Annotated in this window: 21 protein-coding genes; 12 read left to right on the top strand and 9 right to left on the bottom strand. The window is 46.4% G+C overall.

Going from position 1 to position 25,933, the window contains the following annotated elements; genetic code table 11:
* Positions 1-3 precede the first annotated feature (3 nt).
* The 4 genes from AABA75_RS01435 (at position 4) to AABA75_RS01420 (ending at position 8,754) form a co-directional block, all read left to right on the top strand.
* Complete coding sequence (locus tag AABA75_RS01435) at positions 4-2,592, top strand: TonB-dependent siderophore receptor (RefSeq protein ID WP_338290598.1); 2,589 nt, start codon at positions 4-6, stop codon at positions 2,590-2,592.
* Between the two features lie 221 nt (positions 2,593-2,813).
* Positions 2,814-5,285, top strand: a complete 2,472-nt coding sequence (locus AABA75_RS01430; protein ID WP_338290597.1) for a DUF1800 domain-containing protein — start codon at positions 2,814-2,816, stop codon at positions 5,283-5,285.
* Between the two features lie 55 nt (positions 5,286-5,340).
* Positions 5,341-6,729, top strand: a complete 1,389-nt coding sequence (locus AABA75_RS01425) for a DUF1501 domain-containing protein (protein ID WP_338290596.1) — start codon at positions 5,341-5,343, stop codon at positions 6,727-6,729.
* Positions 6,730-6,990: 261 nt separating this feature from the next.
* Positions 6,991-8,754 (top strand): methyl-accepting chemotaxis protein, encoded by a 1,764-nt coding sequence (locus tag AABA75_RS01420; protein ID WP_338290595.1) that lies wholly within the window; start codon positions 6,991-6,993, stop codon positions 8,752-8,754.
* Positions 8,755-8,821: 67 nt separating this feature from the next.
* On the opposite strand, the gene AABA75_RS01415 is transcribed toward AABA75_RS01420, so the two are convergent.
* Positions 8,822-10,387, bottom strand: a complete 1,566-nt coding sequence (locus AABA75_RS01415) for a methyl-accepting chemotaxis protein (protein ID WP_338290594.1) — start codon at positions 10,385-10,387, stop codon at positions 8,822-8,824.
* Positions 10,388-10,398: 11 nt separating this feature from the next.
* Positions 10,399-10,944 (bottom strand): SCO family protein, encoded by a 546-nt coding sequence (locus AABA75_RS01410; protein WP_338290593.1) that lies wholly within the window; start codon positions 10,942-10,944, stop codon positions 10,399-10,401.
* Positions 10,945-11,118: 174 nt separating this feature from the next.
* Here AABA75_RS01410 and AABA75_RS01405 point away from each other — a divergent pair, with 174 nt between their 5' ends.
* A complete protein-coding gene (locus tag AABA75_RS01405) occupies positions 11,119-12,372 on the top strand; it encodes a sterol desaturase family protein (protein ID WP_338290590.1) in 1,254 nt (417 codons plus the stop codon).
* On the opposite strand, the gene AABA75_RS01400 is transcribed toward AABA75_RS01405, so the two are convergent.
* The 4 genes from AABA75_RS01400 to AABA75_RS01385 all read right to left on the bottom strand — a co-directional run bounded on the left by AABA75_RS01400 (position 12,302) and on the right by AABA75_RS01385 (position 15,316).
* The gene (locus AABA75_RS01400; RefSeq protein WP_338290589.1) at positions 12,302-13,315 is read right to left on the bottom strand and encodes an AraC family transcriptional regulator; all 1,014 of its coding nucleotides are present in this window, start codon (positions 13,313-13,315) and stop codon (positions 12,302-12,304) included. The two genes, AABA75_RS01405 and AABA75_RS01400, sit on opposite strands and share 71 nt — an antisense overlap.
* 5 nt (positions 13,316-13,320) lie before the next feature.
* A complete protein-coding gene (locus AABA75_RS01395; protein ID WP_338290588.1) occupies positions 13,321-13,680 on the bottom strand; it encodes a carboxymuconolactone decarboxylase family protein in 360 nt (119 codons plus the stop codon).
* 106 nt (positions 13,681-13,786) lie between these two features.
* A complete protein-coding gene (locus AABA75_RS01390) occupies positions 13,787-14,320 on the bottom strand; it encodes a DUF962 domain-containing protein (RefSeq protein WP_338290587.1) in 534 nt (177 codons plus the stop codon).
* A 99-nt stretch (positions 14,321-14,419) separates the two neighbouring features.
* Positions 14,420-15,316: a LysR family transcriptional regulator gene (locus AABA75_RS01385; protein WP_338290585.1), complete on the bottom strand. Its 897-nt coding sequence runs from the start codon at positions 15,314-15,316 to the stop codon at positions 14,420-14,422.
* A 121-nt stretch (positions 15,317-15,437) separates the two neighbouring features.
* Between AABA75_RS01385 and AABA75_RS01380 the strand changes: the two genes are divergently transcribed.
* A complete protein-coding gene (locus AABA75_RS01380) occupies positions 15,438-15,617 on the top strand; it encodes a hypothetical protein (RefSeq protein ID WP_338290584.1) in 180 nt (59 codons plus the stop codon).
* Between the two features lie 24 nt (positions 15,618-15,641).
* The gene (locus AABA75_RS01375; protein ID WP_338290582.1) at positions 15,642-16,322 is read left to right on the top strand and encodes a hypothetical protein; all 681 of its coding nucleotides are present in this window, start codon (positions 15,642-15,644) and stop codon (positions 16,320-16,322) included.
* Between the two features lie 56 nt (positions 16,323-16,378).
* On the opposite strand, the gene AABA75_RS01370 is transcribed toward AABA75_RS01375, so the two are convergent.
* Both AABA75_RS01370 and AABA75_RS01365 read right to left on the bottom strand, forming a co-directional pair.
* Positions 16,379-17,137, bottom strand: a complete 759-nt coding sequence (locus tag AABA75_RS01370; RefSeq protein ID WP_338290581.1) for a HupE/UreJ family protein — start codon at positions 17,135-17,137, stop codon at positions 16,379-16,381.
* Between the two features lie 71 nt (positions 17,138-17,208).
* Positions 17,209-19,449 (bottom strand): M3 family metallopeptidase, encoded by a 2,241-nt coding sequence (locus AABA75_RS01365; RefSeq protein WP_338290580.1) that lies wholly within the window; start codon positions 19,447-19,449, stop codon positions 17,209-17,211.
* A 331-nt stretch (positions 19,450-19,780) separates the two neighbouring features.
* Between AABA75_RS01365 and AABA75_RS01360 the strand changes: the two genes are divergently transcribed.
* Positions 19,781-21,508 (top strand): cyanophycinase, encoded by a 1,728-nt coding sequence (locus AABA75_RS01360; RefSeq protein WP_338290579.1) that lies wholly within the window; start codon positions 19,781-19,783, stop codon positions 21,506-21,508.
* An 11-nt stretch (positions 21,509-21,519) separates the two neighbouring features.
* Here the strand turns inward: AABA75_RS01360 and AABA75_RS01355 are convergent, their stop codons facing one another.
* The gene (locus AABA75_RS01355) at positions 21,520-22,410 is read right to left on the bottom strand and encodes an aspartoacylase (RefSeq protein ID WP_338290577.1); all 891 of its coding nucleotides are present in this window, start codon (positions 22,408-22,410) and stop codon (positions 21,520-21,522) included.
* A gap of 127 nt (positions 22,411-22,537) precedes the next feature.
* Between AABA75_RS01355 and modA the strand changes: the two genes are divergently transcribed.
* Genes modA through AABA75_RS01335 form a run of 4 tightly spaced genes read left to right on the top strand, consistent with a single transcriptional unit; the run spans position 22,538 to position 25,790 of the window.
* On the top strand, positions 22,538-23,305 hold the full coding sequence (gene modA, locus AABA75_RS01350; RefSeq protein ID WP_338290576.1) for a molybdate ABC transporter substrate-binding protein: 768 nt from the start codon (positions 22,538-22,540) through the stop codon (positions 23,303-23,305).
* A complete protein-coding gene (modB, locus tag AABA75_RS01345; RefSeq protein ID WP_338290574.1) occupies positions 23,292-23,984 on the top strand; it encodes a molybdate ABC transporter permease subunit in 693 nt (230 codons plus the stop codon). Before modA ends, modB begins: the two co-directional genes overlap by 14 nt.
* Positions 23,977-25,077 carry a molybdenum ABC transporter ATP-binding protein gene (gene modC / locus AABA75_RS01340; protein ID WP_338290573.1) on the top strand — a complete coding sequence of 367 codons (1,101 nt, stop codon included), beginning with the start codon at positions 23,977-23,979 and terminating at the stop codon, positions 25,075-25,077. The genes modB and modC overlap by 8 nt, the downstream gene beginning before the upstream one ends.
* An 11-nt stretch (positions 25,078-25,088) precedes the next feature.
* Positions 25,089-25,790 carry a 4'-phosphopantetheinyl transferase family protein gene (locus tag AABA75_RS01335; RefSeq protein WP_338290571.1) on the top strand — a complete coding sequence of 234 codons (702 nt, stop codon included), beginning with the start codon at positions 25,089-25,091 and terminating at the stop codon, positions 25,788-25,790.
* Positions 25,791-25,933 lie beyond the last annotated feature (143 nt).

The following is a 25,933-nucleotide window of genomic DNA, read 5'->3' as shown; positions in this document are numbered from 1 at the left end:
AATTTGCCTGTCATATCCCGATGTCTGTTACCCGCTTTTGTGCTTTTACTGAGCAGTCTATTCCTCCCTGCTCACAGTGCCCAGCTTAGTCATTTCGATATTCCCGCTCAACCACTGAGCAAGGCTCTGCTGGAGCTGGCAGTGCAAGAAAACCTTACCCTGGTATACGTCGCACAACTCACCAATGATATTCAGGCCAACGCTGTCCAAGGCGAAATGAACATTAAACAAGCATTGCGTGCCTTATTAAAAAATACCGGGCTGAGGGCCACAGTCAGCAATAGCCGAATGATTAAAATCAGCCGAACCCAGCAACCTGTTGAGGGCTTCAATATCCGTAAATACCGTGTTAAACCAACTGTCAAAAAGGCGCAGCAAGCAGCAGAACAAACAACTCAAGAAGCAGAAATCGAAGCCATCCAGGTGGTGGCTAAAATCATTTCACCTTACAACCTGGAGGCGACCGTTTCCAGTACCAAAACCCAACGGGATTTTTTAACCACACCACAGATAGTCAACGCCGTCACTGAATCATTAAGTCAAGACGTGGGCGCTCGCAGCTATACCGAAAGTAGCTTACTGGCCTCGTCGGTTAATTTTCTGGAGCGCAGTACCGGTGTCGTAGAAGAACTCAGACTGAGAGGGTTTGCCTACCCGTCTCTGAAGATCAACGGGGTGGGCGCTCATGCTTATATCTCACCTGTTGATATCGCCTTTATTCGGGATATCGAAATTGCCAAAGGACCGGGATCGGTTTTATTTGGCCGTATGGAACCCGGTGGTATTATCAATATGATGCTCAAATCCCCACAAAACAGCCGCAATAGTTTTCAACTGCAGGGGGCTTCTGATGATTATCAGCGCCTTGAACTGGATCTGTCCAGGAGTGATGACGACGCCACCGCAATTCGCGGTATTGCCTATACACAGAAACACGGTAGCGAATCTGAGCTGGACCAAGATGACGGTCACGGTGTCATGCTCGCCTTGGCGCATCATTTGCCAAATGACAGCGAGCTGAACCTGCATTATCGCTTCGAAAGCAGCGATGCCCTACAACGCTTTGGCAGCCCGGTTGATGGCTTCAATAACGCAGTCGATGTGTTTATCAACGAAGAGGACGATATTGAATTCGTTCCTACCCGGGAAACCGATCTGCGCTCCGGCTTAGAAGAAAAGCGCCATAGCTTTTATTTCAGTATTAACGATTGGTTACTGGGAGACTGGTCGGCAGATTTGTATCTGCAATATGATCAATATTCGGCAGACAGTTTGCTGAATTATCCGGTAATTGAGGGTTTCGAACTGGAAATTGACGGTGAGTTATTTTCAGATGATGAACTCACCTCAGCCCTACTGGCTGACGATGAATTCCTGGAGGAGGTATTGCGAGGGCTAGAATTGATTACCTTAGAGGATTCCAACCTTGGCTTTGAATCTGATGTGTTTCAGTTTGATACCCACTTTTTTAGTTCGGAATTGACCTTGTACAACAGTCAGCAGCTGCATCAATCCCTTCTGCCTGAAGGAACACAACTAGAACAACTGTACGGCATAAACTTCAACTACTCAAAGCCCGAAACTCTGATTTGGCAAACCCATGATATTCGCTCTAACTTTGTGCCCGTAGAACAGGCTGAAACCCTGTTTAATAGTGAAGCGGCCAGCAATGATGTACGAGATATTAACACCGGACTATTCGCGCAATGGGCTATAAACTGGCATGAGTTCACATTATTTGCAGGCTCCCGGCTGGATTATTTGCGCTTTTCTGCTGATCGTGAAGGTTATCAGTCGGAGGAGGATTTTTTTGAATCTTCACATCGTATTGGTGGCGTTTATCAACTGTCCCAAGACAGCAGTATTTTTATAAACTACAGTGAATCCTTTACACCCCAGTTTTCAGTGGCAGAGCTCCCAATAGACGGCCAGCCAGAACTACCAGAAGAACTTGATGATGAGGATGAAGGATCCGAGGAATTTGAAGACTTATTCACCGAAGTTATCGCGTTCAATCAGCCCGCTCAATCGAAACAGTATGAAATTGGCTTTAAAAAACAGTTTGCCTCTGGTCGCCTGCAAAGTAGTTGTGCCCTGTTCAACATTGAAAAACGTCATATCGTTTCCGACATTTATGCACAGCGCAGCCGTGGCCTGGAATGTGACCTGAGTGGCAGCCTTAATCGCAGCTGGCACATTACCCTCGCGGCGAGTCTGTTAGATGCGGAGATTACCTCTGCTGACTCTGACGAGTTACTCAACAAACAACCGCGTATGACACCCGGTAGGAACTTTCGTCTCTGGATAACAAAAATCCTTCCCCAATGGCAAACATTCGACAGCCGTCTGGGTTTCGGCTTGATTCACGTAGGTGAACGCTTTATTGACTCCAGCAACGAAGAGCAGTTAGAGGCCTACACCACGGTGGATTTCGGTTGGTTTGCCAGTTATCAAAACCGCTTAAAACTCTCCCTTTTATTGAGAAACGCCTTCGATGAGCAATACATAGAAGGGGCATTTAATGCCTCACCCGCCTGGACCTCACAAGGCCTGCAGCGCACCCTGGAACTGCGACTCACCTGGGTTTTCTAAAAAAGTTTAACTTTTCACTCCTCATATTAGCCCCTTCTGCGTCTTAGAAATTAAAGGGCTGCTGAAAAGCGCTGCAGTAGCACCTTAATCGTTGTTGCAGTTGGCTTAAAACAATACCAAAGCCAAGGCATCAGAATCACTCAACCAATTGCAGTATGAGGTGCAACGTGAAACGCAAACCAGCAATAATCCACTTTTGCAAATTGAGATGGCGAAGCTTAATGCTGTCTTTTTTCTATACCTTTTTAACCCTGATAGCCGCCAATTCAATGGCGGAAGAGTTGCCAAAAACCGGCGGCAAACCATCTACCGAATTCAGCCAAAAAGCGGCACTTTATCTCTCCCGAATTTCCTCAGAAGCTGCAGAAAACAATGAGTTTGAGTGCGATGGGGATGAGCTTTGCGAGGCCATTATGGCGCTTTGTGAAGATCGCCAGTTGTGCACAATATTACTGCAAATCTGTACTCAGCATCCCGATTTGTGTGAGGAGATAATCTTCGAGCCCGAATGTGATGAAGAAGAGTGTGAAGAGTTTCCCGAGTGCGATGAGCACGAAGAAGAGTGCGACGACTTTCCTGAGTGCAATGAGAACGAAGAAGAGTGCAACGACTTTCCCGAGTGCAACGAGAACGAAGAAGAGTGCGACGACGTTCCTGAGTGCAATGAAAACGAAGAAGAGTGCGACGACTTTCCCGAGTGCAACGAGAACGAAGAAGAGTGCGACGACTTTCCCGAGTGCAATGAAAACGAAGAAGAGTGCGACGACTTTCCTGAGTGCAACGAAAATCAGGAAGAATGTGAAGAACTTCCGGAGTGTAACGAAAACGAGGAAGAATGCGACGACCTTCCTGAGTGCGATGAAAACGAAGAAGAGTGCGACGACTTTCCCGAGTGCGACGAAAATCAGGAAGAATGTGAAGAACTTCCGGAGTGCAATCAATACGAGGAAGAATGCGACGAGTTTCCTGAGTGCGATGAAAACGGAGAAGAGTGTGAAGATAATGTCGTAGAGCAGCCATCGGGTTACATCAACCCCAATCCCGCTTCGGATCTCACATTGATGACCGTGACCACCGAAGCAGCAAGAGACGCCTCTCGCTTTTTAGCTCAAGCGAGTTTGGGGGCGAATCATGCCACCATCACACAAGTGGCAGCAATGGGACCAGAAGTATGGTTGGAAGAGCAGTTTACACAGCCTGTTGGTTATACCCGACCTTTTGCCGAGTTTCTGATGAATCGAGTGGAACAATTTTATGAACAGAACGAAGGACTTTCCGATGAAGAGTTCGAGATCATTTATGAGCAACTTGGTGATCCAGAGCGCTATTGGGTAGATGGTTGGTGGACATCAGTAATGACCTCGCCGGATATGGTCAGACAACGGGTTGCCCTGGCGCTGTCTGAAATCTTCGTGATCTCCGCCAATGTAGATGAATTAGGTACCAACAACTTAGCCATGGTGGGATATTACGACGCACTGTTGGACAATAGCTTTGGCAATTTCCGGGAGCTATTGCGGGCGGTGTCCCTCAGTCCAGCCATGGGCATCTATTTAAGCCATATTCACAATGCCAAAACAGATACTCAGCGCGGCACCTTCCCCGACGAAAACTATGCCCGGGAAGTGATGCAGTTATTCAGTATCGGATTGTTTGAACTCAATGCCGATGGCAGCCGAAAACTGGATGCCCAAGGCAATCCCACTCCCACCTATGACCAGGAGGATATTCGGGAATTTGCCAAAATATTTACGGGGTTGAGCTGGAATATCCCCGGTGAGAGTGGCTTCGGCGTGATGGATATTCATGAACTGGAGTCTGAATCAGACCCCTTCTTATCCCCCATGAAAATGTATGAAAGCCATCATGAACCGGGCAGCAAAACCCTGTTAAATGGTCAGGTTGTACCCGCAGGACAAACGGGCATGCAGGATATCGAAGCGGCCATCGACAATCTATTCAATCATCCCAATGTCGGTCCCTTTATCGGTAAACAGCTGATTCAGCGCTTGGTGAAATCCAATCCCAGTCCGGAATACGTCGCCAGAGTGAGTGCCGCTTTCAATGGCGAGACCGGGGCTGCTCGTGGAGACATGAAAGCCTTAATAAGAGCAATTCTGTTGGATCCCGAAGCGCGCAGCACACCGCAATTAGCAAGCGCCACAGATGGTCGACTGAGAGAGCCTTTCGTGCGGGTGGTGAATTTAATGCGGGCCTTCAATGCCACCAGCAGCGATAACACTTTTAGCGATGATGGTTACAACATGACCGCCCAGATACGACAATACGTCTTATCTGCACCAAGTGTCTTTAATTTCTTCCAACCTGGCTACGCGCCCAATGGTGAAATCAAAGACGCCGGGCTTGTGGCACCGGAATTTCAGATCACCAATGCTTCCACCATTATGGAGATCAAGAATCTGATTTATTACTCCCTGCAAACAGGACAGGTGTTAGCACAATCTGGTCAACTACCCACTGAAAAACTGGATTTTAGCGCTGAATTGCAACTCGCCGATAATAGCGATGCCCTGCTGGACCATCTGGATACCTTGATGACTTACGGCACCTTAACGGCTGAAACCCGCGCAGCAGTTAAAACAGCAGTAGATGCCCTTTCAGACAGCCGAGAACGCGTTGCCATGGCGGTATACCTGATCGCCATTTCACCGGATTTCGCCATCGCTATTTAATTAATGAAGCAGTGCCATCGCTACGGTGGCGCTGCATAGCTAAGGATTAATAACCATGAAAAAGTTCAAACTATCCAGACGTCAATTCTTACATCAATCTGGCCGAGCAGGAATTAGTGCTGCCACCCTAGTGGGTGCGGCGCAATTGGGAGCCATTACCAAAGCCAGTGCACAGAGCAATGATTACAAAGCTATGGTGTGTGTTTTACTGGCCGGCGGGGCCGACTCTTTTAACATGTTGGTACCCACTGACAACACTTACTACCAACAGTACCAAACTACCCGCACGGACTTAGCCCTGCCGCAAAACCAACTGTTATCGCTAAATAACAGTAATAACAATGGCCGTACCTTGGGCTTGCACCCAGCATTAACCGGTTTACAGAACCTCTACAATTCAGAAAAGCTCGCGTTTTTAAGCAATATTGGCACCTTAATAGAGCCCACCAGCACAGCTGCGCTGAGCAATGGCACAGCAAAGCTGCCACTGGGTTTATACTCTCACTCGGATCAAATCAGCCAATGGCAAACCGCGATTCCGGACGCGCGCAGCGCCACCGGCTGGGGCGGTCGCATCGCAGATATTCTGGGCAGCCAGAACAGTAACCAGCGCATATCGATGAGTATCTCAACCTCCGGTGCCAACGAATTTCAGGCAGGCCGGGTGACGGATTATTACAGCGTTGGTAACGCGGATATGCCCACCGCTCAACTGGTGGGCTATGGCGACCAATCAGCAGAGGTTGATCCACTGCGAACTCAAGCCATTGATGAGATTTTTGCCAACAGCTACGACAATGTCTTTCGCCGAGCTTACCGCAATCTGTTCAGTAGTTCGTTGTCGGCAAATGCCGAATTCTCTTCAGCTCTGGGGGCCGCAAATAGTTTCACCACCCAATTTGCACAAGATGAGTTTTCGTCGCAAATGCAAATGGTGGCCAAAACCATCGCCGCAAGAGAAACGCTGGGAATGCAACGGCAGACCTTTTTTGTCACGTTGGGGGGTTGGGATCATCACGACGAACTTACCAGTTCTTTGCAAGTGCTGCTCACCATGCTTGATGCCGGCCTGAGTTCATTTCAATCCGCCATTGATGAAATGGGGCTGGGACAACAAGTCACCACCTTTACCACCTCCGATTTTGCCCGAACCTTATCCTCCAATGGACGAGGCTCAGATCACGGCTGGGGAGGCAACGCCTTGATTATGGGTGGTGCGGTTAACGGCGGAACTATTTACGGCACCTATCCCAGCCTGGCACTGAATAATCCACTGGATACCGGACGCGGTGTTTTAATGCCCACAACATCACTAGACGAATACTTTGCTGAACTGGCTTTGTGGTTTGGTGTTACGCCGAGTGCCTTAGCGGATGTACTGCCGAATATAAATCGCTTTTATTCTCCTTCGGGTTCTGGAAAACCTTTGGGATTTATGGCGTAAACATGAAAAAGGAGTGGTTAAGCCACTCCTTTTACTCTGACTTACTAGCTACTTCCGTTGATTTGTATCTCGAATAAAACATATGCGCATTTCCTAAAAACGGGGGTCTATGGGGGCTAAACTTTGCAGTTGTAACATTTCATTTCTATAGTGTTTCTATGATACTGTACTTAAGTCTCGAGGATCACGAGGTGATTATTCGACAGGGACGACGCCACAAATTCTGTGTCAAAACAGACACAGCACCGGAGTTCCGCACATATGTTCTTTTCTTCCCGCTTGTCGAATGGCTTATTTGATAGCAAAACCGCTGAAGCCATAACCGAAGCACTGAATCGCTCTCAAGCAGTGATTGAATTTACCCCCGATGGCAAAATTGTGAAGGCCAATGATAATTTTTTACAGGCGATGGGTTATCAACTGTCTGAAATTCGAAACAAACACCACAGTATTTTTGTGGAGCAGGAAGAACGCAACAGTCAGGCCTATAAATCTTTTTGGTCAGAGCTGGCAAGAGGCGACTTCAAGCAAGCTGAATTTAAACGCATCAAGAAAAACGGTGACATTATCTGGCTGCAAGCCACTTATAATCCTATTACAGATAAGAATGGCAAAGTTGAGAAAGTGGTCAAGTTTGCTTCTGACATTACTCAGCAAAAACTAAAAAGCATCGATGAAGAGGGCAAGATTGCTGCGATTTCAAAATCTCAGGCCGTCATCGAATTCGATCCAAATGGCAATATCTTGTATGCCAATGACAATTTTCTTGGGGCAATGGGTTACCGGGCTGACGAAATATTGGGTAAACACCATGCCATATTTGTGGATCCCCGAGAGGCCAATGGCCTGGCATACAAACAATTTTGGGAAAAACTCAGACAAGGCCAATTCCAATCAGCTCGCTATAGACGCTTGGGCAAAGGCAATCGCGAAGTATGGATAGAAGCCACCTACAATCCGATTGTTGACCCCAAAGGAGAGGTACTCAAAATAGTCAAATTCGCCACCGATATTACCGAACGCGTGCAAAAAGAACGGCAGTTCGAAACCTTGTCACTGGTGGCTAACGAAACTGATAACTCGGTGATCATCACCGATGCCAATGGCTTAATAGAATACGTCAATCCGGGTTTCCGACAACTCACTGGCTACACTGATGAAGAAGTATTGGGACGCAAACCCGGTGATTTATTACAGGGCACACATACCGATCAAGAGACGGTCAAACGCATTAGGAAAAATCTTGAGAATCGCACTCCCTTTTACGAAGAAATCCTTAATTACAACAAAAAAGGTGACTCCTATTGGATAAGCTTAGCTATTAACCCGGTATTTAATAGCAAAGGCGAAGTGGACAAATTTGTCTCGATTCAAAGCAATATCGACAGCACCAAACGCCGCGGCCTGGAAAACGATATACGGCTGCATGCTATTGCGCGCAGCACCATTGTCCTTGAGTTTAGCCCCACTGGTGAATTCTCTACCGCTAACCAGTTGGCACTCGATGCCTTGGGTTGTCCGGATAAACAACAACTCAAAGACTTAAGCCTGAAAAAACTATTGAGTTCGGCGCTTTGGCAACAATTGTTGGATAAGGAATCGGTTAGCAGCGATTTACAATTTACCAAAAAGAATAACAACCAACCGGTGACCATTGCCGCCACCTTATCTACTGTGAAAACCGTTGAAGGGGATATCAGTAAAATTCTGCTGTATGGCAGTGATGTGTCACAGCGCAACGCCGTTATTGCTCAAACGCATAGCGCCATGTCACAAGTGCTGGATAGGATAAGCAGCATTATCCAAACCATTAATGGTATTTCCGACCAAACCAATCTACTGGCTTTAAACGCAGCCATCGAATCAGCCCGAGCGGGCGAAGCAGGACGAGGTTTTGCTGTTGTAGCAGATGAAGTGCGAAACCTGGCGCAAAGCACGACAGAATCAGCTAGAGAGATAACCTCACTGATTGGAGAAACCAAAGAGCACGTTGACCGGCTTTCTGAGTATATGGCCGACAACTGATAGTTCGAATCCAATATCTGTGTCCATTTACGCCAGTGGACACAGAAAACGCCTTAAGGAGCGCTGCTTATTCGGTACGATACTGGATCAGATTGTTTTCAATGTTCAAAGCTAATTTGCGCAAGCTCTCGGCTTCTTCGGCGCTTTGTTGGGCATCGGCATAAAAAGATTCGGAAACCTCTGTAATCCTTGTTGTATTGTTGTTGATTTCACCGGTTACCAAGGTTTGTTGTTCCGCAGCTGTGGCGATTTGAGCCGCCATCTGATTTATTTCACGCATATTCTTGGCGATGTCCTCAAAACTGGTGGCCGCCACAGAGGCATCTTCGACACTGCTCTCAGATAATTGAGCACATTCAGACATGGTCTCCACCGCCGAATTGGTGGAACTGCGAAACGCATCGACCATTTTGGATATTTCTTCAGTGGAATTATGGGTGCGCTGCGATAAGACTCTTACCTCATCTGCCACCACCGCAAATCCTCGGCCTTGTTCACCGGCACGAGCTGCCTCTATTGCCGCATTCAAGGCGAGTAGATTGGTTTGCTCGGAAATATCCCGAATGGTGCCGACGATACTCTGGATTTGGGTGCTATTTTGTTCTAACTCCGCGATGCGTTCGGACGCCTTATTGACATTTTGTGCCAGCGTTTTTATGGACTGGCTAAAGGATTGCGCCAGTTGTCGGCCTTTTTCACTGGTGTCTGTAGTTTCATTAATGGAACTGGCAGTTTGTTCTGCCGTGCGCGCTATTTCCTGAGTTGACTCTGACATTTCAGATACTGATCCGGATACCGCCAGAACCTGACTTTGTTGTTCTTTGGCCTGACTTAAACGACGTTCAGCCGACTCGGCTTCGTCAATCGCCAGTTGACTTAGTTGACCTGCAGTATCACGAATACTGGCCATGAAAGCGGAGAGTCCACTAAAAAAGTTGTTCACATTACGCGTCAGACTGGTTTCCACCTGTTTATCTACTCGTGCAGAAAGATTCCCTTCTGTGGCTTTGTCCAATACCAGAATAACGCCATTAGCCTCCAGAAACTTGGTGTTCAAATCATAGATATACCAGGTAGCGATAATAGCCCCCAACACAGCAATCACAACGTGATAAATCAGTGGCGCTAATAAACCAAGATCACTTTGCTCTCCCCAGGAAAAAACTATCAGCGGACTGCCCATCAATTCCACGCCAACACTCTGGCAATAGGTTAAGGTCAAATGATGTAAAACCGTTATAGCAACTAATACTATTAGCGGCACAATGTCTCGATAACGGATCAAAATAGTGAAGTTAAGGAAGAACAGAAAATGCCCTTCACCAAGACCATTTGCCTGTTGTATGGCAATGGCCATCATGGCCACCAATGCCGTAGCCATAATGTTGCGACACAACAAGGTCCCCGCCATGGTTTTGTAAGCCATAAAACTGATGGCCGCCACTAATCCGCCCCCGATAATGCCCAATTTAAAATAACCATGTTGCCAGGACGTCATAAAGGCAACAATAAAACCGTAAGCGAAAATGATATTGAGAATAATTTTGTCAGCGGCAATAAAGTCTTCAGTGAATTTGGCTTGTAGGGCGCTATTCATGCCCGCATCGTGACTTATAAACAGTGTTTTTAGCATAATCACTCTCTTTATATATTAAGCTCTTGCTGCAACCACTCTTCAGTGAGTCCTTGTGGGTTAACGGCAGTGGTTAGTGTCCATCGTTGCGCGCGTTTTTCGATAATATAGGTACGCCCCTGATGCTGAATATTGTCGCCTGATTGGGTCAGGTTGAGACCAAAATCGGCGCTCAATTGTGACAGCGTATGAGCATCAGCGTGCAACCCGATAAAGCGCTCATCAAAACTTTTCGCGTACTGATCCGCATCGGCTGCTGAGCTGTTCTTGTCAATGTCGATAAATACTATCGCAGGCAAATCATCACTTAGACTTTCATCAGCTGCAGTACGCCAGCGCCTCAGTATTATTAGTGACGCAGGACAGACATCGCCGCAACTTGTGAATCCAAAAAAGACGATGGCACGGTCTTGTTGCAAAGCGCTAAATACATCAACAGTTAATGGTTTATTAGTGTCCAGGCTAGCCAAAGGTATGACAAAGATAATCCCTAGCAACATAAACCATAAACCGAAGCCCAAAAGTAATTTGGGTTTAAGCCGCAATCTGGAAAGCATTTAACACATTAAACTGTTGTACCTTGGTATTGAGTATAGAAGGTATTGTCATTTGCGGTGGGAAATTCGTTCGAAATCTGCGCGTTCTGCTGTCAATAGCTGGCACAACAGGTCAATACTTAGCGATTCAAATCTAACACAATGTTGCTAGCTTATTTTTAAAAGGCCAGTATTGTGGAAATTATACTCTTTGCTATCCCATTTTTCTTTTTACTGATCGCCATCGAAATTTGGGTGGATCAAAAGAAAGGCACTCAATATTACCAGTTCAACGATGCCATCACCTCCCTGAACCTGGGTGTGATGAGTCGTTTAACAGGTATTTTTAAACTATTACTGCCCTTTTCTGCCTATGTCTGGCTGTATCAAAACCATGCCATATGGCAATGGCAATCCATTCTTGTTTTGTGGGTGGTTGCATTTGTATTTTATGATTTGGGTTACTATTGGGTGCATCGTATAAGTCATCGTATGCACCTTATGTGGGGCTCGCATGTTGTGCACCATTCCAGCGAAGAGTACAACTTAACAACGGCACTAAGACAAACCGGCAGTGTCGCCGTGTTTGCCTGGCTAGTGTTTTTACCCCTCGCGTTTGCAGGTATCCCGCCTGAGGTATTCCTTGCCTGTGCGGCGCTAAATTTAGTGTATCAGTTTTGGGTACACACCCGTCATATCGACAAGCTACCAAACTGGTTCGAAGCGATATTCGTTACCCCCAGCCACCACAGAGTGCACCATGCGCTAAATCGCGAATACATAGATAAAAACTACGCGGGAGTGTTCATTATTTGGGACAAAATATTCGGATCTTTTCAAGCGGAAAAAGCCGGTGTTGAGATTGTTTATGGCGTGAGCCAGCAACTCAACAGCTACAACCCTATCTGGGCCAATTTGCAAGTGTATGGCAATATTCTGCGGGATGTGTGGTACACCAAAAGCCCCTTAGACAAAATCAAAACCCTGCTTATGCCTCCAGGTTGGCGCGCTGAGGATATGAAAGTGCAATATCCCGGAAAGTATGTCACCACCAAAACCATGCGTAAGTATCAAACCACATTATCCAATGCCATGGCAGTTTATATATTGGCGCAATTTACCTTACTGGTGGCTGGGGTATTCGTCTTCTTACTGCAAATCAACAACCAGCCATTGTGGTGGAATATGGCCATGAGTATTACTGGAATAATTCACTGCTGGTTGATCAGTGGATTACAGGAAAACAAACCCTGGACCAGGTGGACCGAACCGCTGCGTATTTTAGCAACGTCCGGATTTATTATTGCCTTGCAACCGGAAATCAATCTGCTATCCGGAGCAACGATTGCAATGATTAGCTTGGGGTTGATAATCTGGTTTAATCAACTAAACGCAAAGGCACAGGAGCCAAACGATACTCCCCCGGAGTCACTCCAAAGCGACGTTTAAAGGCACGCTGAAACGCGCTTTGCTCAGAATAACCAAGCGCTTGCGCAATATATATGAGCTTGTGCTCGGTTTGCGTTAAATACGATACCGCCAGACTCAGGCGAACGCTGTCCAGGTATTGAGTTAAGCTGGTATCGAAGCGTTGAAATTGCCGTTGCAATTGCCGGGAGCTAATCCCCAAATGTTGTGCAATTTCCGCCAGATCAGGTACGTGATCCGGCAACACCTCAATAATATACTGGCGGATAATATCCAAAGAGGCATCGTTGCGCTTTTGGGTAAGGCGCTGCTCTGCGTGGCAGCACAATACATTTAGCACTTCGGTGTTCGAAGTGCGCAACGGTAAGTTCAGCAGATCCGCTTTGAGTTTAACCCCATTAAACTCACCGTCAAATATAACCGGGCAGCGAAAAAAGTCTTCGTATTGCACCAAAGAATCCGGAGCCTTGTGGGTAAAATGCACACTTATCGGTGCCTCACTGGAATTAGTGTGCTGAAAAGCAAACGCCAGCCAGGCGGTGATCACCTGCTCTACACTGTAGGCGCTGGAGCAACACTCCGACAACCAGCGCATGGTAACCGTTTGCTGATCCGATTCGTGGTATGCGAGCCCCGAATTTCCCAATAAACACTGGTAGCGCTTTTGCAACGCCAATGCTTGTTTCACATCCGGCGCCGCAGCGACTATAAAACCCAGGATCCCCCAAACACTCAACTCAAAAGCTTTGCCAAATTGAAACCCGATATTATCGATGCCAGCTTCTTTTGCCCCAAAGGCGAATAACGCTTCGTAATGTTCGGCGGCTATTGCGTATTCGGGATCATTAAGCTGTTCTTCGCTGACCTTTATCAAAGAACACAGCTTTTCCCGCGCTAAACCATAGCTGTTAAGGTAGTTCACCAGTGAACGCACAGTATAGGAGGGAAGCGAAGCTGAGAGCATAGTACTTATGGTCTTATTTTTTGCTTTTCAGTAAATTCGTCGAAGGCTTTCAGTGCATCAGCGGCATACATTAGCGAAGGACCGCCCCCCATGTATACCGACATACCGCATACCTCTTCAATTTCCTCTCGCGTGGCTCCTAAATTCACCAAGGCTTTAGCATGAAAACCTATACAGCCATCACAGCGCACTGCTACACCGATAGCCAGCGCAATCAGCTCTTTAGTCTTTTTATCTAACGCACCATCAGCCAAAGCCGCTTTAGCCATGGCAGAAAAGCCTTGCATAACATCGGGTACACCTTTGCGTACTTGCGGTAGGTATTCGTTGAGATCGTCAGTAATATCTAAATAGGACTTTTTCATGGTGTTTTACTCTGGTAAATAAAACACTATTTTGTGCCGGGATGAAAAAGAAAGCCAGTGCAGATTTCAAACCGGATCGCACTGGCTTCAAGATGTTAATTGATAATCAAGCTGAAGCGGTATTAGTGTCTATTGAACCCGTGCGAACAGCGCCTACCTGAGCTTCTATTTCACGCTTCAATCCTTGGTATAACCCCAGAAAGAACAATACTTCGGCAAGGACAAACAATGGCCCAATGAGCAACCCAACCAAATCGTCTACAAAGGCGGGCTTTTTACCTTCGTAATAGTGCCCGATAAATTGCACTATCCAGCCACCCACAAACAACCCTACACCAGTCACCAGCCAAACGGTTGTGCTTGCAGCCGCGATGCTCATAGCAGCGTAAATACCTATGCCCATTAAAAATGCCATGATTGCCGCAAATACCAGATTTAAACGAAGATAAAATAATACTGCGGCGACATAACCCAACATGGCTGGATTAAGGTTTAACCCCGCCACTTCAAACACAGGCCGAGAAAGCAAAACAATCACAGCAAATACGATAATGGGGACACCAAAAAGGTGAGTCATAATATTGCGAGAATCTCTATGGTATTCTGCATAGGTTGCAAGATGCTCAATAAATGTTTTCATGATTTGTTCCTGAAATTCATACCAGAGTGAGCATAACAGCTTAGTTTTTGGACAAATGTCACCGGCATGACAATCGGATAGTTTTCTTGCTAAGGCATCTTATTGCAGCAACCTTTGACTCAACCTCTGTTGTAAAAACTCTGTGATCTGTTGCAGTTTGGGCGGTAGCGGAACCTGAAAAGGGAAAACCAGATAAACTGGCCATTCGATGCCGCAAAATTCAGGTAGAAGTTGCACCAAACGCCCTTGGTGGCGGTTCACATAGCGACAATAGTCGGGTAACCAGGCCACATAATCTTGCTGAAACAACATTTCAACAGTGATGGGATTGTCTCTGATCAGAGTGGCATCCCGGGCATCCATCTCACTGGTTTGTGCTCCACAGCAAAACTTCAATTTACCCTCTCGTAAATACGCCGGACTCACCAGTAATTTCTGTCGCTGTATAGCATCGAATGTGATTTCTTCTGGAACAGGGTAGAATTGCTCCGATGCGAGAAATATTTCGCGCATCTTACCTATCTGGCGAGCCACCATATTGGGGTTAACCACGTCCCCGGTGCGAATCGCCAGATCCACTTGAGACTCCACCAAATCCAATACCGTATTAGTGGTCTGTAATTCGAATTGCACCGCCGGAAATGCCTGTTGTAACGCGCTGAGTTCCGGTGCCAATACAAAGGTAGAAAAAGACACAGGGGCGGTGATCACAAAGCGGCCCGAGATCTCCTTGTTTAAATTACGAGACAAGCTGCGTAGGTTTTGCACTGACTCCAATAGACGGGCCGTCTCAAGCGCCAGAGTTTGGCCAGCGTCTGTCAATTCAATGTGCCGAGTAGTGCGATGCAACAAACGCGTTCTCAAGCGCTTCTCAAGCGCCGCAACTTTTCGACTGACGTGAGCTTTGGAGCAATTCAACAGTTCTGCGCCACGAGTAATGGCGCCGGTTTTGACTACGGCGGCAAAACACAATAACTGCTCAGATTCATCTAACACGACCACTCTCCTGCCCATCTCATTGTTTCCCAATAGAAACAAATGATTTCTTTTTAGCCACTAATCAAGGGCAACTCTGTCTATTAACATTACAACTGTAACAGTTAACGAGGTAATCACAATGCAAACAGACAAAATAAACCATGCCAGCGGACAGCAGCAAAAACTAAAAGGTTCTGCCACTTTAGAGGTTTTGGGCCATAGCCACTCCACAGCCGATGGCCTATGGCAAAAACAACTTGTGGAATTAGGTAAAAGCCAGACAACTGCCCACGAAGGGTTATTTGCCCGGTTGTTGTAAGCAACCACAACTGAGGAGAAACTTATGAACAATCAAGCCAACTGCTGTGATTATCGTCTGCTTACGCAGCGGCCAGAACAGCAAGAAACAATTTCGATAGACAAGCAATTTTCGGTGGGATACTTTGTACTGCTATTGCTGGCATTAAGCGCCTTTACACTGATATTAAGAGAAGGTCGTCCGGTGTTAACAGCGTTAACCTATCTGGTAAACAGCTTATGGGGATTTAGCCTACTGTTGTTTACAGTGTCCAGTTTTTTGTATTTTAGTGAATCAGAAACCGTTTTAAAAAAAGCATTTAGAAACACACGAGAAATCAGCTTGTACTTAGCCAGTGTGTTGTTCTGGTGGAGCATTTTCTACAACAGTTCCAATACCACGCCTTTTGAGTGGTTAGCGGTATTCAGTGCCTCTACGACCCTTTTACAATTGGGATTGCGCTTTTATTGCCGGGTAAAATATTGCGCAGCACTGGCTATCTGGTCGTTTGTGAACGCCGTTATTGCCACTTATGCGGGTATTATATTCTTGCAGCTCAATGAACGACATGTGGGCATCACCTTTTTACTTATCGGCAGTTTACTATTTCTGGCATTTACCCTGGTCAGAAACCAATCTGGCGAAAAAACGAATAGAGGATTTGAGCTGTTGCTCATCCCTGGCCTGGTACTCATGTATAGCGCAGTGACGGGTTATTATGTTTGATGATTACAGATGAGTGTGCGGATAGAAGAGGCTGACACCCTTTTCTACCCAGCACATTATAAAAGAGTACGCTCGATAAACCACCACAAGCCTACAAGTCCGATAATAATCGAAACGGGCATTTGCAATGTAGCGCGATACCAATGCTTTTGCCTGAACCAAAAGGTTAAACAAAATGCGGCAAACAACACTGCCAACTGGCCAAACTCTACGCCCAGATTAAAGGCCAGAAGTGAGGGCACCAGATCGCCCTTGGGTAGACCGTAATCTTGCAATACTGAGGCAAAGCCTAAACCATGCAGCAGACCAAAACCAAATACCAACACAGGTCGCCAGCGAGCGGTTTGTTTAAACAGGCAGTTCTCCAGTGCAATCCACACAATGGACAAAGCAATGAGTGGCTCCACGATGGCGCCCGGCACAGTGACAAATCCCAGCGCCGCCAATCCCAAGGTAATTGAATGAGCCAGTGTAAAAGCGGTTACCTGCCACAGCAGCTTGATGAATAACAAACTGGAAAAATACAGTCCCAGTACAAACAGGATGTGATCCAGACCTTTTGGGATGATGTGCTCAAACCCTGCTTGCGTATACAACCAAAACTTTTCTGACCACGACATGGCTTGCAACTTGCGCATGCGCTGACGCTTCAACGCAGCGATATACTCCTCATCCAAGGTGGACACATCCAAGTTTAACTGTCCCTGTTCGATATCTAAAATAATGTCTTCATCCTGAGGATGAGCCCAGGCCGGAGCACTTATAAACAGATTAGTGCTAATAAAAAGCAGCAAGTAAAAAACAACGAGTTTCATGTAATATCAATGAGTATTTTGCTAAATATAAAAAAGCCCGGCATAAACCGGGCTAGCAATTTACGGGCGGATTAGTCAGCCGAACCGTCCAGACCGCGCACCTTCAACAAGGCATCAATCTCCGGTTCACGTCCGCGGAACTTCTTATACAAGGTCATGGCATCTTCCGTGGAGCCTTTCTCCAGTACATGAGTACGGAACTTTTGCGCCAGATCCTGGTTGAAGATATCCCCAGTTTCCTTAAAGGCTGCAAAACCATCCGAGTCCAACACGGCTGAATGCACGTAGCTGTAGTAACCTGCAGCATAACCACCAGCAAAGATGTGAGAGAAATAGGTGGAACGATAACGCGGTGCAATCTCTTCAATCAAACCGATGCGTTCCATAGACGCTTGTTCAAACGCATCGGCGTCTTGTAGCTCGTCATCAGCTTTCAAAGTATGCCAATCCATATCCAACAAGGATGCCGCCAGATATTCGGTATTGGCAAAGCCTTGATTAAATTTAGCCGCCTTTAACAGCTTATCGATCAGCTCATCAGGCATGACCTCACCAGTTTCATAGTGAGTGGCATAAGTTTTTAACACCTGAGGTTCACTGGCCCAATGCTCCATGATCTGCGCCGGAAACTCAGTAAAATCTCGCGGTCCAGCGGTACCAGACATACTGTTGTAAGTGGTATTTGTCACTAATCCGTGTAATGCGTGACCAAACTCGTGGAATAAGGTAGTGACATTATCAAAACTCAACAGTGAAGGTGTATCACCTACTGGCGGTGAGAAATTACAGACATTGACCACCACCGGACGTTCTCTCAAATCCAGATTAGATTGCCCCTTGAAACTGCTCATCCAGGCGCCACCGCGCTTGTTAGAACGAGTAAAGTAATCCCCCATAAAGATACCTAAATGACTGCCATCTTTATCTTTGACTTCCCAAACCCGCACATCTGGATGATAAACCTCAATGTCGTATAGCTCAGTAAAGGTCAGCCCCCACAACTTATTGGCAGTATCAAATGCCCCTTTAAGGACATTATCTAAGGTTAAATAGGGCTTAAGGCTGGCCTCATCCAGATCGTATTTTGCTTTACGTACCTTCTCGGCGTACTGCCACCAATCCCAGGCGGCAAATTTATAGTCATGGCCCTCGGCATCAATCATCGCCTGCATATCAGCAACTTCACGCTTGGCTCTGGCCAGTGCCGGACGCCATAACTGCATCAGTAAGTCATAAACCCCTTCTGGCGTATTCACCATGCGCTCTTCCAGTTCGAAATGAGCATGAGTGTCATAGCCCATAATTTTCGCCCGCTTGGCGCGTAAAGAAGCAATCTCTGCCGCGATAGTTTTATTGTCAGTGGCATTGTCGTTGTCACCGCGATAGATGTAGGAGTTGTACAACTGTTCTCGCAAGTCGCGTCGCGTGGATTCGGTTAAGAAGGGGTACATGCTGCTGCGATGCGGGGTAAACACATACTTATCTTTGTATTTTGCTTTGTCTTCTTCGCTCTCAGCGGCTTCCATTTTTTGCCTGGCTGTTTCTGATGCCGCCTGGATAACACCAGCGGAAAGACCATCCAAATCCGATTTATCCAGGATCAGTTCAAAACCATTAGTTTCTGCCAGTAAGTTTTGACCGTATTCCGTGGTTAACTGCGAAAGCTTACCGTTGATTTCTGTGAGCTGCGCTTTTTGTTGCTCATCCAATAATGCGCCACTGCGCACAAAGCCACGGTGAGTATCTTCAAGGAATTTGCGCTTTTCAGCCGTCAACTCCAAGGTATCGCGCACTTGCCACACAGCATCAACGCGCTTAAACAAACCTTCATTCAAACTAATTTTATCGTAATGAGCAGAGATGATGGGGCTCAAATCCCGCTGCAATTTTTGCAATTCAGGATTGGTATTAGAACTGGCCAGATTATAAAAAACCCGCTGTACTTTAGTCAGCAGTTTACCAGAGCGTTCCAGTTCCTCGATGGTATTTTCAAAGGTTGCGGGTTCGGGGTTAGCAACAATTGCATCAATCTCCGCCAGATTCTCTGCCATACCCTTTTCAAAAGCGGGCATATAATGTTCATTCTCAATTTCGTTGAAGGGCGGGATCTGAAAAGGGGTTTGATAGGTTTTAAAAAACGGATTATTTTGGTCCAGCTTCGCCTCCTGAGTCACTGCTTGCGTGGTGCTTTCTGCAGACGTTGTTGCATTATTGGATTGTTCTTCGCTTGGTTTTTGTGAGCAGGCGCTCAGGGCAATGGTCAGCCCCAGCGCAATCGCAGACTTGCGCAAGTGTGAAGCCTTGGTATTCATTTCCTTGTCTCTCTTGTCGTGTTTTTTATTGTAATGCTTATTATGAATGGCACTAGTGTGCGCGCTTTAGTCGCCAATATTCAAGCATGCCCCTTTGGGTTTTTCCAGGCATTCTGAAAACAAGCTGAACAAAAAAATGATTTTTTTGTTTTTGCATAGCCTTGCAGCTAAAGCGCAGAAAAATCAAGGCCTGCCCCGGTTCTCTGGATAATTATTCAAGCATCTGAATTTATTAAAATTTATGTACTTCCATGGGTTTAAAAAACAGTCGACCGTGGCAGTTTTAGTGGCTATCCTTGAAGAAAATAAGTGCTTGAAAAAGGTTGTAAGAATGTTTGTCAGAATCACCAGCGCCATTGTTTTATTGATGCTATCTACTTTTGTCGTGGCGCAAAGCCAGCTGTTCTTAGTGGGTGGTAGCTGGAAAACCTGTGGCTCTTACGGTACCAGCGCCTGTAAAGATGATGTCAGTTTTCCTGAGTCAGCAAAAACCCAAAACAGTTATCGCATCAGCAAAGACAACATTGCACAACTGAAGACACTCACCGCTTGGCAAGAGCAAGACAAACAACTGAAAGGTGCTGTACTCAATGTACTACAAAACTTTTTAGCCCTGCACGCTTCCAAAACGTTTACCAAGTCGGAGTTTCAGGACAAATTAGCCGATCTGAGCATTACGCTTTCTGGCGAAACCATTACCGCCAAAAAGCTTTTGAGTGGTTTGCCAGACAGACTTTATTATCCGATTCACGATGTATTAGAAGCGCCTTCAAAAGCCGCTGATGGCAGTTTTATTCGGGAACAGGCATCGGTTATCGGCACCAAATACCAGAGCAGCCAACAGATTTATCAAGCATTCATCGAAGCAGTAAAAAAGGTTACTCCCAAGGGACAAACGCCTGTAGTTTTAGTGTCTACTGCGTCTGGTTACGACGTATTTGCCGCCGCTGATTATTATCTGGATATTTTTGCCAGCTTGGGGGTTGATGCGCAATGGCTGCCAATAGAAGCCACCATGGCAAAATTGCTGGATAAAGGACACTGTCAAAATCTGGCAACCGCCCGCGCAGACTATGTGGGCGTATACAACCGGGAAACCGTTTACCCCTACCTGGCCGAATATCAGCAACAATTTTGCCAAAACCCTGCACAACTGGCGCAGCTGGCACAAAAGGCTAATGGTATTTTCTTCAACGGTGGCGATCAAAGCTTAACCTGGCAGTCTTTCGTTAACCCACAAGGAGAAGATCGTCCCTGGCTTGCGGCATTGCGCAATAAATTTAATAAAGGAAAGCTGATTATTTCTGGCACCTCGGCGGGCACGGCAGTGCAAAGCGGTAAACCCGGTGCGAGTGAGGCAGGCATGATCACGGGGGGCACCAGTGATGGCGCCATGATAGTGGGCGCAGAAGCGAAGGCCCCATGGATTGAGCGCGTCGACCCACATAGTAGTATTCGCCCGGTAACCTACCATGCTGAAGGTGGATTGAAGTTCTTCCCTTACGGTGTGTTGGACACCCACTTTTCTGAACGCGGCAGACAGCTGCGCCTGGCCAAACTGGTATTGAGCTCCAACGCCCGATTTGGTTTTGGTGTCGATGAAACGACAGCGCTGGTGACCACTCCGATAGATGCTGATAACGCCAAGTTTGAGGTGGTAGGGCAAAATGGCGTGTACATTGTGGAACAAACTCAAAAGAGTCTAAACCAGCCAACGACTATAAGCTATACAAGTCACTATCTGGTATCCGGGCAGCGCTTTGAGTTAAAGGATGGTAAATTGGTCTTTCCCGAAGCGGATTTTGTGCCATTCGTAGCGGAACTGGATGAAATCGTTTCAGATAAAGATCTCACTCAAAAGACTGAATATCGCGATCTCTTGGAATCACAAATCGCGGTGGCCGCCAAGCGCAGCCTGGCGGTATTTACCAATAACGATAAGCTGTTCACGCTATCGTTGCAGTTCAATGAGCACAGCGCCATCTCTAAAACACAATCCATGGACAATATGCGCGGCTATATCCATGCCCAAGTCGATGCCAAGGTGGCAGAACTTTAATAGCGCAGGCTTTATTCAGGAATATCGATGGTGAGCTTCTTCGCCATCGACATAGCCAGGTTATTATCATAATAAGCCGCTTCATTGATAAAATGGGGATAAGCTTCATAATCCCCTTCCCAAACTAGTTCACCGCCATCAAACAAAGCAATGATAGGCTCTCCCGGTTTAACCGGATGAAAATCCCTGTCTTGCACATGTCGGTGCACCATCCCCATGCGATTCCCCTGTTCATCTTCGGGTAATTTCAGGGTTTCAACATAGCTGTAAACTTGCAATTCGTCAGGCAAAACCGGTAATTGTTCAATATTGTGCAGATGCACATAGTCCAATAAATGTTTGGTCATAGTCTGCATCCACTCCAGAACATCATGGCGCAATACCGATTGCGGTTGAGGTCCGATTTCAACAATGACCCCCTGTCGCGCAATAGCGCATAAATAGGGTTGTTGCTCTAGGGGCACTTCGTCTTCCAGAACGATCACCGCTTCTGGCATCTTCATTTTAAGGTATGCGGCCATGCGCAAATTAAAGGCATCCGATTGCAACAAAATCAGCGAGGGCCCCATATTAGAGGTAGTGTTGTGCAGGTCGATGATAAAGTCCGTTTGAGCATCACCTCGGGGACCAATTTCATTGTTGATCTGTTTTGCCCGGGTTTGTTCAATATTATTCAGCTCGCTATCTGCCAGTAAATTGGGCAGAAACTGTCGGTTCAGATCACAGTCCACATAGCGTTGGTTTTGCTCATGGGCTTGTGGGTTGGCTAATACCATTGAGCTGTGAAAACTCTCTCGGTTCACAATCTCAGGGTTCTTTTGCCACTGCCGTAATAGATAAATACCTGAATATTCATTGCCGTGTGTGCCGCCGACTATAGCAACACGATTCACTTTGCTCATCTTTTATCTCAACCAAAAATACGGGGCTCACAGCATACATAATGTTGGATTTGCACCGCAATACTTGCTATCAGTTATTTGCTCCACCAAAATACCTCCTTTTCTTGATGCGGACTTCAATAAGTTCATGAAATGGACGCTGTTATTTTTTCTCACTATGATATCTGCAAGTATCTTCGCGAAACCGACGGTCCATATTGCTGTTGCCTCTAACTTTATCCATCCCATGAAAGACATCGTGGCGCAATGGCCTAAAAGTCAGGATGTAGACGTTCGGTTATCATTTGGTGCGTCAGGCAAGTTTTTCGCGCAAATTAAAAACGGAGCACCTTTTGATATTTTCCTGTCGGCAGACAGCGACAAGCCAGCACGCCTGGTGGCCGAAGGATACGCCAAAGCAGACCAACTATTCACTTACGGTATTGGGCAACTAGTACTTTGGTCGGCTGATGCCTCTCTGTTAGGCACAACGGAACCCGAATGGACAAGCCTGACTTTTTCCAGACTGGCAATGGCCAACCCACGTACCGCTCCTTATGGACAAGCGGCACAGCAATATATTAACAGTAAACAGCTTGCACGGCTGCTATCCGGAAAAATTGTGACCGGAGAAAACATCGCGCAAACCTTTGCTTTTGTTAAAAGCGCGAATGCTCAACTGGGTTTTATTGCTCTGTCTCAATTCATGCAGCTTGCCATCGACCAGCGAGGTTCACATTGGTTTGTCCCACCCCACTTACATCTTCCCATTCAGCAAGACAGTGTTTTGCTAAATCGCGGGCTAAACAATCAAGCTGCAATATACTTTTTTGCTTACTTGCAATCAGCAGAGGTGGCTAGCATTATCCAGTCTTATGGATACCAAACTTTCAGGGGTAAAGATGGTACTCAGTGAGGCTGATATCACGACGATCTGGTTGACGTTAAAACTCGCCAGCATAGTCACTATTTTGCTGCTGTTGCTGGGGACGCCACTAGCCTGGTGGCTAGCACGCACAAAATCCCCGTTAAGAGGGGTAATTGGCGCAGTTGTCGCCTTGCCATTAGTATTGCCACCAACGGTATTGGGCTTTTATTTACTGTTATTTATGGGACCAGATGGGCCACTAGGTGAACTCACCAATGCACTGGGATTGGGCACTTTACCCTTCACCTTTTGGGGCTTAGTAGTAGGTTCTTTGTTTTATTCGTTACCCTTTGTGGTGCAACCTATCCAGAACGCCTTTGAGGCAATAAACGAAAGCTACCTTGAAGCCGCGGCTACCTTAAAAGCCTCCACGATCGACACCTTCTATCACATCATTTTGCCCTTAGCACGGCCCGGCTTTATCAGCGCTACGATTTTGGGGTTTGCCCATACTGTAGGAGAGTTTGGCGTGATCTTAATGATTGGCGGCAATATTCCTGGAGAAACCAAAGTGGTATCGGTGCAGATATATGACCATGTGGAAGCACTCGATTACGCCAGTGCCCATCAGTTGTCGCTGCTGATGCTGATATTTTCATTTACCGTATTGGTTGCACTGTATAGCTTTCAAAAAAAGCACACTGCTAATGGATTGAAATATGGCTAGTAGTCAGGATAGCGAAATGATCCAACTGGATATTAGTCTGCAAAAAGCTAATGAGCAGCGCAACGGCTTTAAATTACGCCTCGAAACGCAGCTACCTGGCTCTGGATTTAGCGGAATTTTTGGTGCTTCAGGCTCAGGCAAAACCACTTTATTACGCTGTATCGCCGGGCTTGAACCGGACTCACAAGGCAGTGTTGTAGTCAATCAGCACACCTTCCAGAACGACAATGTTTTTCTTTCACCACAACAGAGAAACGTGGGGTTTGTATTTCAACAACCCGTGCTTTTTCCCCATTTAACGGCAAAGCAAAACATCGAGTTTGGCGCAAAACGCGCCTTTGAACCTCTTTCAGAGACACATGTTAATGAATTAATTATGGTGTCAGGTGTTGAGCATCTGCTGACAAGGTATCCTGCCTCGCTTTCGGGTGGTGAGCAGCAGCGCATTGCCATTGTCAGAGCGGTTGCCAGCAACCCGTCAATACTACTTATGGATGAACCCCTGGCGGCCCTGGATGATGCCCGAAAAACAGAGCTGATGAGTTATCTGGAAGCACTGCAGTCAATATTGGCGATCCCGGTATTGTACGTCAGTCATTCACAAACTGAAGTTGCCAGGTTGGCGCAACAGGTACTTGTATTAGAATCAGGAGAATTGCTGCAACAAGGTGAAGTGACTGACGTGTTTAATCGCTTAAATAGGGTTGATGAACAGACTGCAATGACGTTCCTGGAAGGTCGCGTCGCAAATTACGATGAACAATACCATTTAACACAAATTACCCTTGCTCAACATTCACTTTGGTTACCCCAAAGCAATCTATCTTCAGGCAGTAAAGTGCGTTTGTGTATTGCTGCCAACGACATCAGCATTAGCCTGGATGAGCACAGTCAAACCAGTATCTTGAATCGGTTGCTAGTGAAAATTCAAACAATAAAGCCGAGTTCAGCACCCGGGATCAGTTTGATAGAACTCAACGCCGATGGCCAATCACTGCTGGCGCAAGTCACCAATAAGTCCGTCAATAATTTGCAGCTAAAAGCCGATATGTCCGTTTGGGCGCAAATAAAATCGGCAGCGATATTACGGTAAAGTAAGAAGTCATGACGCAAAAAAAAGATCCTGTCAGAAGCCAGCAAATAACTCTGGATAACCACCAGTTAACGCTCTATTTTTGCGATATTCCCCCAGATACAAATCAGCAGAATGAATTTATTCAAGCCAACAGCCATTTCTTAAGCCCGCACCTGGCATCAGCGGCCCCTAAAAGGCAGGCAGAGTTTATTGCTGGTCGACTCGCCAGTGGTAAAGCTCTGGAGGCATTGGGGTTGAGAAATCAAATAGTCCCAAGTAATGCAGATCGTTCCCCTCAATGGCCAGAAAACGTTGTAGGTGCCATTTCCCACAAGGTTAATCTTGCAACTGCTGCGGTATCACGGCAATTTGACATGCTTGGATTAGATCTGGAAACCACCTTTACAGATGCAACCATCCAGCGTATTAGTCGCAAGATAATCAACGAAAATGAGCAACGAGTATTATTGGCTTCACCACTTCCTTATTCCTTTGCGTTTACGCAAGTCTTCTCTGCCAAAGAAACCTTGTATAAGGCCATTTACCCCTTTGTGCGGAAATACCTTGGATTCGATACCAGCGAAGTGGTGGATATATCAGAGAATTTTGTCGTGTTAATGCTGAGAAAAGACGTGGCAAAAAAAACCCCCTGCGAAGCGCTATTCAAAATACACACGATAGAAACTGAGGGCCATATCTTAACCTTGACAGCACAAAGCAGCCAAAGATAAAAGCCAACGGTGACAATAGACCACTTTATCCCTTTATGGCAACTTAATCGATAAAGCGAAAATCTTTCGTAAATTTTTGTGAACATTCATTTAAATTTGCCATTGAGAACTATTGCATTTGTATATAACTGCGGGGTAAAGTG

The organism is Planctobacterium marinum, from assembly GCF_036322805.1.
GTDB classification, from domain to species: domain Bacteria; phylum Pseudomonadota; class Gammaproteobacteria; order Enterobacterales; family Alteromonadaceae; genus Planctobacterium; species Planctobacterium marinum_A.
Note: the sequence above shows the minus strand (reverse complement) of the source record. Positions and strands in the feature narration are given on the sequence as shown.

What these genes read in the sequence shown, in the direction of transcription:
- AABA75_RS01360 (WP_338290579.1), top strand. Translation starts at nt 19,781, where the DNA reads ATGTTTGTCAGAATCACCAGCGCCATTGTTTTATTGATGCTATCTACT.
- AABA75_RS01370 (WP_338290581.1), bottom strand. Translation starts at nt 17,137, where the DNA reads ATGAAACTCGTTGTTTTTTACTTGCTGCTTTTTATTAGCACTAATCTG.
- modA (WP_338290576.1), top strand. Translation starts at nt 22,538, where the DNA reads ATGAAATGGACGCTGTTATTTTTTCTCACTATGATATCTGCAAGTATC.
- AABA75_RS01365 (WP_338290580.1), bottom strand. Translation starts at nt 19,449, where the DNA reads ATGAATACCAAGGCTTCACACTTGCGCAAGTCTGCGATTGCGCTGGGG.
- AABA75_RS01430 (WP_338290597.1), top strand. Translation starts at nt 2,814, where the DNA reads ATGCTGTCTTTTTTCTATACCTTTTTAACCCTGATAGCCGCCAATTCA.
- AABA75_RS01400 (WP_338290589.1), bottom strand. Translation starts at nt 13,315, where the DNA reads ATGCTCTCAGCTTCGCTTCCCTCCTATACTGTGCGTTCACTGGTGAAC.
- AABA75_RS01380 (WP_338290584.1), top strand. Translation starts at nt 15,438, where the DNA reads ATGCAAACAGACAAAATAAACCATGCCAGCGGACAGCAGCAAAAACTA.
- AABA75_RS01395 (WP_338290588.1), bottom strand. Translation starts at nt 13,680, where the DNA reads ATGAAAAAGTCCTATTTAGATATTACTGACGATCTCAACGAATACCTA.
- AABA75_RS01410 (WP_338290593.1), bottom strand. Translation starts at nt 10,944, where the DNA reads ATGCTTTCCAGATTGCGGCTTAAACCCAAATTACTTTTGGGCTTCGGT.
- AABA75_RS01375 (WP_338290582.1), top strand. Translation starts at nt 15,642, where the DNA reads ATGAACAATCAAGCCAACTGCTGTGATTATCGTCTGCTTACGCAGCGG.
- AABA75_RS01355 (WP_338290577.1), bottom strand. Translation starts at nt 22,410, where the DNA reads ATGAGCAAAGTGAATCGTGTTGCTATAGTCGGCGGCACACACGGCAAT.
- AABA75_RS01425 (WP_338290596.1), top strand. Translation starts at nt 5,341, where the DNA reads ATGAAAAAGTTCAAACTATCCAGACGTCAATTCTTACATCAATCTGGC.
- AABA75_RS01390 (WP_338290587.1), bottom strand. Translation starts at nt 14,320, where the DNA reads ATGAAAACATTTATTGAGCATCTTGCAACCTATGCAGAATACCATAGA.
- AABA75_RS01335 (WP_338290571.1), top strand. Translation starts at nt 25,089, where the DNA reads ATGACGCAAAAAAAAGATCCTGTCAGAAGCCAGCAAATAACTCTGGAT.
- modB (WP_338290574.1), top strand. Translation starts at nt 23,292, where the DNA reads ATGGTACTCAGTGAGGCTGATATCACGACGATCTGGTTGACGTTAAAA.
- AABA75_RS01420 (WP_338290595.1), top strand. Translation starts at nt 6,991, where the DNA reads ATGTTCTTTTCTTCCCGCTTGTCGAATGGCTTATTTGATAGCAAAACC.
- modC (WP_338290573.1), top strand. Translation starts at nt 23,977, where the DNA reads ATGGCTAGTAGTCAGGATAGCGAAATGATCCAACTGGATATTAGTCTG.
- AABA75_RS01415 (WP_338290594.1), bottom strand. Translation starts at nt 10,387, where the DNA reads ATGCTAAAAACACTGTTTATAAGTCACGATGCGGGCATGAATAGCGCC.